The sequence below is a fragment of the Psychrobacter sp. AH5 genome, assembly GCF_040371085.1.
GTDB lineage: Bacteria > Pseudomonadota > Gammaproteobacteria > Pseudomonadales > Moraxellaceae > Psychrobacter.
On the sequence record NZ_JAMBMT010000001.1, the window covers coordinates 1,552,782 to 1,565,108 of the forward strand.

Annotated in this window: 10 protein-coding genes; 7 read left to right on the plus strand and 3 right to left on the minus strand. The window is 44.9% G+C overall.

The genetic code is table 11. The annotated features are described in order from the left end of the window. Nucleotides 1-51: 51 nt before the first annotated feature. From mrcB to purH, 6 genes are all read left to right on the plus strand, one after another. Nucleotides 52-2,499, plus strand: coding sequence for a penicillin-binding protein 1B (gene mrcB, locus M0N77_RS06535; RefSeq protein WP_353104434.1), 2,448 nt, complete (start codon nt 52-54; stop codon nt 2,497-2,499). A 135-nt stretch (nt 2,500-2,634) separates the two neighbouring features. Continuing rightward, the gene (locus M0N77_RS06540; protein WP_353104435.1) at nt 2,635-3,492 is read left to right on the plus strand and encodes a tetratricopeptide repeat protein; all 858 of its coding nucleotides are present in this window, start codon (nt 2,635-2,637) and stop codon (nt 3,490-3,492) included. Nucleotides 3,493-3,593: 101 nt separating this feature from the next. After that, on the plus strand, nt 3,594-4,520 hold the full coding sequence (prmA, locus tag M0N77_RS06545) for a 50S ribosomal protein L11 methyltransferase (RefSeq protein ID WP_353104436.1): 927 nt from the start codon (nt 3,594-3,596) through the stop codon (nt 4,518-4,520). 80 nt (nt 4,521-4,600) lie between these two features. Next, a complete protein-coding gene (locus M0N77_RS06550) occupies nt 4,601-5,524 on the plus strand; it encodes a DUF3426 domain-containing protein (protein ID WP_353104437.1) in 924 nt (307 codons plus the stop codon). Between the two features lie 48 nt (nt 5,525-5,572). Beyond that, entirely contained in the window at nt 5,573-5,872 is a 300-nt protein-coding gene (gene fis / locus M0N77_RS06555) for a DNA-binding transcriptional regulator Fis (protein ID WP_353104438.1), read from the plus strand. A gap of 215 nt (nt 5,873-6,087) precedes the next feature. Then, the gene (purH, locus tag M0N77_RS06560; protein WP_353104439.1) at nt 6,088-7,668 is read left to right on the plus strand and encodes a bifunctional phosphoribosylaminoimidazolecarboxamide formyltransferase/IMP cyclohydrolase; all 1,581 of its coding nucleotides are present in this window, start codon (nt 6,088-6,090) and stop codon (nt 7,666-7,668) included. 92 nt (nt 7,669-7,760) lie between these two features. On the opposite strand, the gene M0N77_RS06565 is transcribed toward purH, so the two are convergent. Beyond that, nucleotides 7,761-8,936 carry an AraC family transcriptional regulator gene (locus M0N77_RS06565; protein WP_353104440.1) on the minus strand — a complete coding sequence of 392 codons (1,176 nt, stop codon included), beginning with the start codon at nt 8,934-8,936 and terminating at the stop codon, nt 7,761-7,763. 220 nt (nt 8,937-9,156) lie between these two features. On the opposite strand from M0N77_RS06565, the gene M0N77_RS06570 reads away from it, so the two are divergent. Then, nucleotides 9,157-10,419, plus strand: a complete 1,263-nt coding sequence (locus M0N77_RS06570; RefSeq protein ID WP_353104441.1) for an alkane 1-monooxygenase — start codon at nt 9,157-9,159, stop codon at nt 10,417-10,419. Nucleotides 10,420-10,526: 107 nt separating this feature from the next. Here M0N77_RS06570 and M0N77_RS06575 read toward each other — a convergent pair whose 3' ends face one another. Together M0N77_RS06575 and M0N77_RS06580 are read right to left on the minus strand one after the other, a co-directional pair. Continuing rightward, nucleotides 10,527-11,288: an SDR family oxidoreductase gene (locus M0N77_RS06575; protein ID WP_353104442.1), complete on the minus strand. Its 762-nt coding sequence runs from the start codon at nt 11,286-11,288 to the stop codon at nt 10,527-10,529. A gap of 193 nt (nt 11,289-11,481) precedes the next feature. Further along, on the minus strand, nt 11,482-12,285 hold the full coding sequence (locus M0N77_RS06580; RefSeq protein WP_353104443.1) for an SDR family NAD(P)-dependent oxidoreductase: 804 nt from the start codon (nt 12,283-12,285) through the stop codon (nt 11,482-11,484). Nucleotides 12,286-12,327 lie beyond the last annotated feature (42 nt).

A 12,327-nucleotide genomic window follows, 5' to 3' on the forward strand; every position in this document is an offset into this window, starting at 1 on the left:
AAATTGCGTCATTATGAGGCAGTTTTTTTATGTCAAAACGGTGTGTTATCAGTGCAAAAACCTAATCTTACTAAGCTGCAGTCACCAAAACGGGTGATAAGCTCCCTGCCCTCAAAACAAGGCGGGATTGTTTTTAGCAGTATTTTGCTAATCATTGTCATCGTGGCTATGGTTTTATTAGCCCTGTATCTGATCAAGCTTGATCGTACTATTACCCATAAGTTTGAAGGCAAACGTTGGGATATTCCAGCCAAGGTTTACTCGCAGCCGCTTGAATTATACCAAGGGGCTAACGTCGATAATGAGACGATGAAAACTTGGCTTGAGCTGCTAAATTACCAAAATAAAAAAGATTATGATCGCACCGGTAGCTTCCATAAATCTGGTAGCACTTACTTTATCCATACTCGCGGCTTTAGTTATAGCGCTAATGATGTCGATAAAGAACAAGTCATAAAAATGACTATTGCTAATAAAAAAATCAAAAGCATTCAGAGCACTGAGCCAAATGACACCGGTATTATTCGCCTAGAACCGGTCAGTATTGGCGGTATTTATCCAGATAGCAATGAAGATCGTTTAGTGGTCTCTTTAGACGAGGTGCCACAGCCACTGATAGACGCGCTAATTGCCACCGAAGATCGCGGTTTTTATGAGCATAAAGGTATCTCAATAAGAGGCATCGCGCGAGCAGTAGCCAACAACTTCTCGGGCGGCTCTATGCAAGGCGGCTCTACCATCACTCAGCAGCTGATAAAGAACTTTTATCTAAATTCAGACCGTACTATGAAGCGTAAGGCCAACGAGGCGCTGATGGCGGTACTGCTAGAGCTGCATTATAGCAAGGATGAGATACTACAAACTTATCTAAACGAGATTTACTTGGGTCAAAACGGCAATCGCTCTATCAATGGCTTTGGCTTGGCTTCACAGTTTTATTTTAACAAACCTCTAAACGAGCTACGCTTGGATCAACAAGCCATGCTAGTGGGTATGGCTAAAGGCCCAAGCGTCTATAACCCTCGTCGTCATCCCGAAGCGGCCAAAACTCGTCGTAACGTAGTGCTTAGCAATATGCAAGCTATGGGTACACTAAGCCAAGAAGAGTTTGAAGCTGCTAGCGAAAAATCTTTGGGCGTAGTCGATAAACCTGTCGAGGGCAAAAGCCAATTCCCTGACTTTTTGGACATTGTCAAACGTGAGCTAAACGACGTTTATTATTCAGATGATCTCAAAAACGAAGGACTTATCATTATCAGTACCCTCGATCCTATTGCCCAGCTAGCGGCTGACAAGGCTGTGGATAATAAGCTAGGTGAGCTGCGCCGCAGTAGTAGCAAAACCAAAGATCTGCAAGGGGCTTTAGTCAGTGCCAATCCTGAAACCGGCGAGCTGGTCTCTGTGGTCGGTAGCGGTAGCGAATTTACTGGCTTTAACCGTGCAGTAGACGCCAAACGTCCGGTAGGCTCATTGCTCAAACCCATCATTTATATGACCGCTCTTGAGAGTGGCCGCTATAACCTAGCCAGCTCCGTAGATGACTCTCCTATTACTATTACTCTAAAAGATGGCGACTGGAACCCCAAAAACTACGATGGCCGTGATCACGGTTTTGTGCCCTTATCGACTGCCCTAGCCAAGTCCTATAACCAAAGTGCGGTACGTTTGGGTATGGAATTTGGGTTAGATACCTTTGCCAAACAGCTTCGCCGCATGGGCATTGAGGAGAAAATACCGCCTTACCCTTCAACATTGTTAGGCGCTGTTAACCTAAGCCCTATGGATATGCTTGGGGTTTATCAAGTCTTTGCCACCGGCGGTTTTCGTACTCCTATTCATAGTATTCGGACGGTTATCGATGATCGCGGTCGTATTTTGCAGCGCACCGGACTAAACACCCAGCGTAGCTTGCCGCCAGAAGCGAACTTTTTGACTAACTATGCCTTGCAACAAGTGGTAAAAGAGGGCACTGGGCGCCGGGCCAATTCTTTGGGTAGCAGCCTTAATATAGCCGGCAAGACGGGAACCACTAACGACTACCGCGACGCTTGGTTTGCCGGTTATAGTGGCAACTATGTCAGCGTGGTTTGGGTAGGCCGCGATGATAATAAACCTATTGGTCTAAGCGGTGGTACCGGAGCGCTACCAGTTTGGGTGGATTATATGCGCAGGCTTAAACTGACACCGGTGGCGATGGCTGAGCCTGAAGGTATCGAGTGGTTATGGCTTGAGAATAACTCAGGCAAGCTGTCTAATGAAAAATGCGCTAACGCCCGCTATTTGCCCGTGATGTCGGCTTATCTGCCAAAAGAAGCTAGTGATTGTGCTTTGCAGCTTTATCAACAAGAGCGCGCGCGTGAGCAAGGGTTTAGTATTGAGCCTGCGCAGCCAGAAGCGGGAGATAATAAGCAGCAAGTTAACTCTGATGAAGAAACACAGAATAACGGCGATGAGAGAAATGCAGATACTTGGTATGATCGAGCGCTTGAGTGGTTTTGATTGGTAGGAATGGGTAGGATATGTTGAGTAGCTCCGATTAAGTCCGTATAATCTACTAGCTATAATATCGAGTAGATAGTCTGCTAATTATGAGATTATTAATACATTAGGTAAAGTAAAGGTAGCAGGTTTGACATGACGATATTAGCACCGCAAAAATCACCCGCTTTATTCGTAGTACTCTTTAAATTACGCTTACTGACCTCAAATCTAAAGCTGTTAGCTTCTATTTTGCTATCCGCTTTAGTATTAACGGCTTGCCAAACTGTGCCTTCTGTCCCGGCGATTAGCCAAAAACCGATTAGCTCAGAGCAAACGGTGACTAGCACGGCTCAGTCTGGAGATGGTGATCAAGGCTATTATGAAGCTTATAGTGATGATGATTATCCTATTGAGCCTTATACTGCGCCTGAAGAAGAGATTTCCCCTTCTTATCCTGTCTATGACGATGCTTTATATAACGATAACAGCTCGCAACCTGCAACTTATAGCTCATCATTACCACCGATGCCTAGTGATAGTGCTATTGAGACCGTGCTGCCGCCGGTGATTACTCCTCCAGCTAGTAGAGGCGATTACGTTGTCCCCCAGCAGCCCACATTGCCCTCACATAGCGAGCTATTGGAGCGGGCACGACAAAATTCGCAGCAGCAAAGTCGTCAATCTACTAGTAGTAATAGCAACTTGCCAGCGTTTCGCAATCTTATGCAAATGGGCACCTCTCAGCTAAAAGCTGGCAATCTTAGCGCGGCGGAAAGTAGCTTTACGCGGGCTCAGCGCTTAGCTCCTAGATCCTCGGCGGTCTATTTTTATTTATCACAAGTGGCGCTAAAGAAAAACCAGCCTCGTAAAGCTGAAGCCATGGCTCGTCGCGGCCTCACTGTCTCACAAGACGCTAGTCGTCGCCGCGCTCTATGGCAGCTTATCCTCAGATCTGGGCAGGCTCAAAATAATGCTCGCGTTATCAAAGAGGCGCAGCAAGCGCTACGCTAGCGATGAAGCTAGGTTACAAGACTTTTATTGAACTTATAAATCTATAACTGACTCGTTCTAATTCAAAATTTAGCTTATTTTTACTTATTAAGGTTATTTTTATGGCATGGCAACAACTGCATTTACAGTGCGAAAAAACCAACGTCGATCTTGCTGAGGCATTATTATTAGAAGCGGGCGCTTTATCCATCATGCTAGACGATGCCGGTGATCAGCCACTGTTTGAGCCGCTGCCAGGTGAATCGCCGTTATGGGATGAAGTAATATTGACTGGTATCTTTGATGCAAGCTCTGAAAATGGTAGTCGGCAAGCGGTTGAGCAATTAAGCCATGAGATTGCCGCGCAAGTACAAGCCAGTCGTATTTGGCTGAGCGCTATCGAAGATAAGGACTGGGAGCGCGAATGGATGACCCATTACCAGCCTATAGAGTGCGCTAACAACCTATGGATTGTGCCTGAATGGTTGACCCCGCCGGCTCCTGAGGCCACCAATATTATTATGGATCCAGGCTTAGCTTTTGGCACCGGCTACCACGCCACCACTCGCCTTTGTTTAGACTGGCTAACTACAGAGAGTTTGCAAGATAAAGTGGTCATCGATTATGGCTGCGGTTCTGGTATTTTGGGTATTGCCGCCTTATTATTAGGGGCGCGCCAAGTCTATGCGGTAGATATTGATCCACAAGCGGTATTAGCAACTAATCAAAACGCTGAGCGTAATCATGTCGATGATCGCCTGCTGGCTTTTTTACCTGAAGAGTTCAACGACTATTGTGCCAATAATAAGGTGATACCAGTAGATATCATAGTCGCTAACATATTGGCAAAGCCGCTCATTGGCTTAGCGCCTTATTTTGCTACCCTTATCGCTCCTAAAGGCAGAATCGTGTTAGCAGGACTTATTGAGTCGCAAACCGAAGCTGTGACTGAGGCATATCAGCCTTACTTTACTCTTGATCCTAAGCATGCTTTTACGGCACAAGAGGATCATCACTGGCAACGTTTATCAGGAACGTTTACAGACTAGCAACATCTAATTACATCTGTTACGATATCCACTGCAGTCCATAGTTAGGGCTAGTTTATGCAGCTTTTGGAATGGATAACATGACGACGCAAATCAAAACCCAGTGCCCCAATTGCTATTCATATTTTGATTTGCCGCTAGAGTTAACGTCGCTATTGCATCATCCCAATACTCCAATGCGCTGTGGTCATTGTCAGCACGATTTTATTATTAACGAGCATTTGATAGCCTCGGCTGATAAAGCTACCTGTGTTAGCTCTACCGACTCAGAATCTGAACACGATAGTGATAATTCTTGGTTAGAAGAGCTGATTTTAAATTTAAATAACGAAGGTCAACCTCATTATTCAACGAGCGCGACAGAAAAAAAGCTTAATCAGCCCTTGGATGAATCATTAACTAGCGCTGTATGGGACGCTTCACCGTCTTCGATAAAAAGTGAGGCTGCAAGTATTTTCTCAAAACCGCTTTATGTACCAGACAAAATACTAGCAGATGATAAAAAACAGCTCTCGTGGGGAGAGGATAAAAAGCGGCGTTCATTAGCTACGCTATTATGGCTAATAGGTTGTTTAGTCTTAGTGCTAGCGCTATTTGCGCAGTATGTTGTTTTTAATCTAAACACTTTGCTCAAAAACCCAGATCACGCCGCTCGCTTAGAGACCGTCTGTGCTATAGCGGCCTGTAGCTTGCCTTCTGCTGATCTAGAGGCTTTTATCATTACCGATATTGACTTTAGCGCTAGCAAGATTGAAAACGCTAACACCTTTACCGATATAAAAGCGACTTTAGAGAATCAAAGCACCAAAACGCAACTGCTTCCTAGCCTTAAAGTTAGTATTTATGACCATGACTCTCTACTTGGTGAATTCATCGCCCTACCAGAGGATTATTTGATAGGTCGTCAAGAGCAGTTAGCAGCAGGTTACGGTAAACCTTTTATATTCACTATTCCCATCAGCGCTAAACAAATTAGCCAAGTGACTATAAAAGCTATTTATTAAAGTGATTTACTAAAGTTATTGACTGAACATCATGAAGGACATTACCTTATGGCACCCTATGCGCAATCTCCAGCCAACCGTTTTGCCCAAAGCGTTCATTATACTAAACCTGCTGAGGGCTCAGAGCCTCTACGCTACCATGTCGAGCGTATGGTTCGTGAGTATTTTTCGGCATTAGGCGATGAATTACCAACCGATCTGTATGAGCTTATCTTAAAAGAAGTTGAGCTGCCTTTACTAAAGGTTGTCCTTGAAAAGACGCGCGGTAATCAAACAAAATGCGCGCAAGTGCTAGGATTGAACCGTGGTACTTTACGAAAAAAGCTAAAATGCTACGATTTGATGTAAATAACTGCTTTGAATGAATTAAAGCCACTGATGTAATCACGTAAAAAAGACAAAAGCTGACCACCCTTAATTAAACATGGCAATGAACAAACGGGCTACTCCTTAGCGCACATTGCCTATACTACCTTGCCTAAAGTGTCATGTATCAAACAGTCATAGTGTTAATTTACTGTCGAATACTTTTCACTTTCAGGCTTTTTTTATGGAATGATTTTATGACTAGCAAACCATTAGCTCTTCTTTCAGTATCTGACAAAGCCGGTATCGTAGCATTCGCGCAAGGTCTTATCCAATCAGGTTTTGGCCTGCTATCTACCGGTGGTACTTACCGCCTGCTAAAAGATAATAATATCGAAGTCACCGAAGTCTCAGACTACACCGGTTTTGCTGAGATGATGGATGGCCGCGTCAAAACTCTACACCCTAAGATCCACGGCGGTATCTTAGGTCGCCGCGGTATCGATGATAAGATTATGAGCGAGCATGCTATTGAGCGTATCGATATGGTGGTGGTCAATCTATATCCGTTCGCTGAAACTATCGCGCGCGCTGACGTTACTATGACTGAGGCTATCGAAAATATCGATATTGGTGGCCCTACCATGGTTCGCGCCGCGGCTAAGAACCATGCTCACGTGGGCATCGTCACAAGTCCTGCTGACTATGATCGCGTACTTAGCGCATTGGGTAAAGGCACGACGCTTACGCCAGCTTTGCGTTACGATTTGGCGGTAAAAGCCTTTGAGCATACTGCTCAATACGATGGCATGATTGCTAATTTTTTAGGTAGCCGCGTTAATGAGACTCAGCAGCCAGAAGCTTTTTCGCGTACGCTAAATCTACAATTTGATAAAGTAGAGGATTTGCGCTACGGTGAAAATCCGCATCAGCAAGCGGCTTTTTATGTCGAAAACAGCGCTTCAAGTGGCGCAGATGCTTCGATTGCCACCGCAAAGCAGCTACAAGGTAAAGCTTTGTCTTATAATAATATCGCTGATACTGACGCCGCTCTTGAGTGCGTAAAAGCCTTTAGTGCGCCAGCTTGTGTCATCGTCAAGCATGCTAACCCTTGCGGCGTGGCTATCGACTCCGACCAAGTAGCCGCTTATCGTACCGCTTTTAGCACCGATCCTGAGTCCTCTTTTGGCGGTATTATTGCTTTTAATACGCAGCTCACTGTAGCCGCTGCAAAAGATATTATTGATAATCAATTCGTAGAAGTCATCATTGCCCCAAGTATTGAAGAGGGCGTGTTAGCCGTAACTGGCGCCAAGAAAAACGTTCGTGTCTTAGTATGCGGTGAGCTGCCAGCATTGACAGAGCACAAGGCTAAGTTTGACTACAAACGCGTCAATGGCGGCCTACTAGTCCAAGAGCAAGATTTGGCGATAATCGGCGCTAATGAGCTGCAAATCGTCACTGACGTGCAGCCAACCGAGGCGCAAATTGCTGATCTGTTATTTACTTGGACAGTAGCTAAGTACGTCAAATCAAACGCTATCGTTTATGGCAAAAATAAGCGTACTATTGGCGTGGGCGCAGGCCAAATGAGCCGGGTCAACTCTGCACGCATTGCCGCGATTAAAGCGGAGCACGCCGGCCTTGCAACCGAAGGCGCAGTGATGGCATCAGATGCCTTCTTCCCGTTCCGTGATGGTATCGACAATGCCGCTGAGGTAGGTATTGCTGCTATCATTCAGCCGGGCGGCTCTATGCGCGATGATGAGACTATCGCTGCTGCCAATGAGCATGGCATAGCTATGGTGTTCACCGGTATGCGTCATTTCCGTCATTAATAGTGATAGGGTTTTAGAATAGATCGTTTGTTAATCTATTGATAAACTAGCCGCTTAGCATTTTATAATACTAAGCGGTTTTTTATGGTTTTCTATTTGACTGACTTTTGAATAAAAGCTTTACGGTAGTGACTTGGCGACTGACCATAGCGCCTTTTAAAAGCGCCACTAAAAGAATGATCAGAGGCGTAACCGACAAGCTCGCTTATCTTGCCGATAGAGTATTGCTCTTGCCGCAAAAACCTAGCGGCAAGTCGCAAGCGATAGTGACTAAGATAAGCTTGTGGAGTAATGCCAATCAGCTGCCTAAAGCGCGCGCTCAGGCTTGAGCGCGATAGCCCAGACTCTTTAGCCAACTCTTGCAACGTCCAAGCTTCTTGTGGATAACTGTGCATCAAGTATAAAGTCTTTGATAGATAAGGGTCTTTGAGAGCGGCGAGCCAATGAGCGTTATTATGCTCTTTTGTAGCGCTAGACGACCTATCATCCGCTAAACTTTCTACCGCTGTTTTCGGGGTTAGCTGCCAAGGAGCGTCCGCCCATAGCTCAGCTTTTTGCTTGGTAGGATGAGTGACAGCAGTGACGTACTGCTTGCTGCTCGAGACTGTCTCTAGTTGCTCGACATACTCTCTTATGCATTCGATCATAAGCATACTAGCCAGCCGCTCTAGCATAGTGCTCTTGCCTGGTCGTTGTAGCCCTACTTCTAATTGAAAAAACTGTAAGCCAATTTTAACGACTTCGTTATAGGCGGAGTGCTGTTGAGTGGGCTGCGGTAAGCTATCTGGTAATGAGGACAATAGTGGTCTTGCCATATCCCTATCAAACTGGCTACGCACGACGATAAACCTAGCTAGCATAGTGCTCTTTATTTGAGTGCTCTTTATTTGTTCGCTCTCTTTGTTCTCAATATTAGTATCAGTGTGGGTTTCGATAAGAGTATCGTTTTTACGGCTAGAACCATTGATCACTAAATTGATCTGGCCTTGTTTATGAGCTGGCATGTCAGTACTAGTAACCGCTTTAGATATATCAGGACTGGACTGAATGCGGTAGCCTTGTTTCGAAGTTAGCATAATCATATTGTTAGCGGTTATAGATTGATACTGATTGGCATAATACAAAACTATCTCACCGCTCATCACGACGATAAATGTCAGATAATCGCGCTTGTGCTGTTCAAGTCGCCATTCACCCCCTGCCTGCACGCTAATATATTGTACTTGTTGTAAGTGCATCTCATCGAACAAACGACTCAAAATATCCATGACTTAGCCTACGCTTAAATTACTAAAGTAAGATTAACATAACGAAAACTTAATGATAAATGGACACTGATAAAGCGTTTTGGACGCAAAGTGAGATATCAGTGTATTTAAGCGACGTTTTGACCCCTTCTAAAGCTCATAATGCATTATAAGCGTCACCCTATTTAATAATTTTCAGTAGAGTTTGAGATTCCTATAGTTTTGATACAAGGATAGTATGATGACTAAAACTTTAAATAGTCAGCAAAATGCCATTATTCAAAATGCTGTCAATCAGTCAGCTTGGCAAGATCCAAAACGGCGCTTTTGGCTCTGTAGCCCAGCTTTACCATTTTTAGGCTGCTTGTTTGCAATAGGATTAAGGGATCAAAAAGGGTTTGACCTCAAAAACACAGCCATGGCGTGGGCAGGCACTTTACTCATCCATGCCATCATACCGCTTGCAGATGTCATCGTGGGCAGAGATGATAGCAATCCTCCTGATAATGCTATGAAAGCGCTGGAACAAGATCCTTATTATCGATGGATAGCCCATGCTTTTATACCGCTGCAATATACTGCCCTTATATTGTTGGCTCGTCAATATATCGAACGAGATCTGCCTTGGTACAATCGATTAGGAGTGGCGTTGACGGCAGGTATAGTAAGCGGTGTCGCTATTAATACCGCCCATGAACTGGGACATAAGACTGATCGTCTCAATCGTAATTTAGCGCGTTTAAGCTTAGCACCAGCGGCCTACGGACATTTTGCCATAGAGCACAACTTTGGTCATCATCGCTGGGTTGCTACCCCAAAAGATCCTGCAAGTAGTCAGTATAATGAGAGTTTTTGGCAGTTTTTGCCCCGTACCGTAATAGGCGGATTGCGCTCATCGATAAATATTGAGAGCGAACGTCTCGCGCGCCGAGAAAAAAGCTTTTGGCATCCAGACAATGAATTATTACAAGGATGGGCGTTATCTGTAGCGCTTTATGCCCTTCTTTACAAAGTGTTTGGAAAAAGAATTCTTCCATTTATAGGCTTGCAAGCCATATATGGACTTAGTTTATTGGAAGTGGTCAATTATTTAGAGCATTATGGCTTACTTAGACAGCAGGACGAAAAAGGTCGCTTTGAGCGTACCCAACCTGAGCATAGCTGGAATAGCAATCATACCGTCACTAATTTATTCTTGTACCAGTTGCAACGTCACTCTGATCACCATGCGCATCCGAGTCGCGCTTATCAGCTATTGCGACATTTCGATGAAGCACCGCAGTTGCCTATTGGCTATGCGTCTATGATCCTGCCCGCTTATATTCCACCCTTGTGGTTTGCTATTATGAATAAGCGCGTTAAGGCGCACTATGATAATGACATGAGTAAAGTCAATATGCACCCTAAGCCTTTGAGTCCAATGATGCAGCGTATAACAGATAGCATAGAAAAAGGGTTAGACTTGTTTGGACGTTTGAGATCTAAGCGTTGGGATGATAAGTAAAATATCATTGAGATTAAATTTATCCATAAAAAAGGACAGACTATTTATTATTCTGTCCTTTTTAAAGCTTTATTTGCTCAAAACGACTAAACTATAAAGCTATCAAATCAAGCGAGCATGCCGCCATCTACTAGCACACAAGCGCCCGTAGTATAGCTTGAAGCATCAGATACTAAGTACAAGACCGTACCTGCCATCTCATCAGGATCAGCGACGCGCCCTAATGGAATCGCATGCAGCGCCATTTTTAGTACTTTATCATTAGTGGTCAATGCTGAGGCAAACTTAGTATCGGTCAGACCTGGCAATAAAGCATTGACGCGAATATTTAGCGGGCCACATTCTTTGGCAAAGGATTTCGTCATGCTAATCACCGCCGCTTTGGTAATCGAGTAAATACCTTGCTTGTCGCCTGCGACGATACCATTGACCGAAGCGGTATTCAGAATAACGCCGCCGCCCTGCTCTTTCATCATCTTGCCCGCCGCGATCGACATAAAGAAGTAACCGCGAATATTAACATCGACCGTCTTCTCAAAAGCGCCAAGATCGGTGTCCAAAATATGACCATAATAAGGGTTAGCCGCGGCATTATTAACTAAGATATCGATTTGACCAAACTCGCTTTTGATATGCGCAAATATGGCTTCGATCTGATCCATCTCGCCCACGTGACAGGCATAGGCGCTCGCTTTATCGCCGTTAGCGACTATGCTATCAGCAACCGCTTGGCAAGCGTCAATCTTGCGACTAGAGACGATGACATGCGCGCCGCGTGAAGCAAGAAGACGAGCAATAGACTCACCAATACCACGGCTTGCGCCTGTGACTAAAGCAATCTTACCGGTTAAATCAAATAAATCTTTCATTGTTATTCCTTCTATTTAAAAATTTTAGAATTAACTATAGTCAGTTCAAAATAAAGTCGATACGCTAATATTAACGTGCAGCTGGTATAAATTTTCCTTGCGTGCTGTGTCTACGCTGACAGAGGCTGCATAAAATTCATCCCAGCTGCCCTGTATCTGTTTTAAAGTGAGTCGACTATATCACTGTAAATTATTAAGCCAACATACCGCCATCTAAAGTAAAGGAATGACCATTCATAAAGCTACTCTCATCGCTAGCCAGCCAAGCGATAGCGCCTGACACCTCTTCTACTTTACCTAGGCGGCGTAACGGACTGGCTTTGATAGTCGCTTGTTGTGCGCGCTCATCCATTTTCGCCATAGTGTTTTGTACCATTGGCGTATCGATAAAGCTTGGACAAACCGCATTAAAGCGAATATTGACCCGTGCATACTCGTGAGCTGCCGACTTGGTTAAGCCCATAACCCCATGCTTAGCGGCACTATAAGCGGACAGTAGCGGCGCTGAACGCAAGCCAGCAATAGAAGCCACATTTATCACATGACCACCGCCGTTCGGAGCCATACAAGCTACTGCGGCGCGCATACAATGCCAAACGCCTTTTAAGTTTACCGCGATATTACGATCAAACTCATCATCGCTCAGCTCATGCATGGGTTTTGGCGCATGGTCGATACCAGCGTTATTGATGACGACATCAAGACCGCCAAGCTCGCTCATAGCAAACTCAAATAGCGCGCGGACATCATCGCCGTCAGTGACATCGACTCGTCTAAAAGTAATACTTTGATTTGCCGCTAACGCCTCTTTATAGACGCTATCGCCTAGCGTCTCGTTCAGATCACCGATAACCACTTTTGCGCCGCGACTGGCTAATAGCTTCGCACTAGCTGCGCCAATACCTGAAGCGCCGCCAGTGATTAGAATACGTTTACCCTCGACGTTTGAGGCAGGTAAGTTGCTGAGAGTGGTTGCTTCAATTCCGTTTGCAGTCATGATTTATCCCTTTAAAGTTTTGATTATAGTTTACTACTGATT

Coding starts and splice junctions, on each gene's coding strand:
- M0N77_RS06570 (WP_353104441.1), top strand. CDS start 9,157: ATGACTAAAACTTTAAATAGTCAGCAAAATGCCATTATTCAAAATGCT.
- M0N77_RS06575 (WP_353104442.1), bottom strand. CDS start 11,288: ATGAAAGATTTATTTGATTTAACCGGTAAGATTGCTTTAGTCACAGGC.
- fis (WP_353104438.1), top strand. CDS start 5,573: ATGGCACCCTATGCGCAATCTCCAGCCAACCGTTTTGCCCAAAGCGTT.
- M0N77_RS06540 (WP_353104435.1), top strand. CDS start 2,635: ATGACGATATTAGCACCGCAAAAATCACCCGCTTTATTCGTAGTACTC.
- purH (WP_353104439.1), top strand. CDS start 6,088: ATGACTAGCAAACCATTAGCTCTTCTTTCAGTATCTGACAAAGCCGGT.
- M0N77_RS06550 (WP_353104437.1), top strand. CDS start 4,601: ATGACGACGCAAATCAAAACCCAGTGCCCCAATTGCTATTCATATTTT.
- M0N77_RS06565 (WP_353104440.1), bottom strand. CDS start 8,936: ATGGATATTTTGAGTCGTTTGTTCGATGAGATGCACTTACAACAAGTA.
- prmA (WP_353104436.1), top strand. CDS start 3,594: ATGGCATGGCAACAACTGCATTTACAGTGCGAAAAAACCAACGTCGAT.
- M0N77_RS06580 (WP_353104443.1), bottom strand. CDS start 12,285: ATGACTGCAAACGGAATTGAAGCAACCACTCTCAGCAACTTACCTGCC.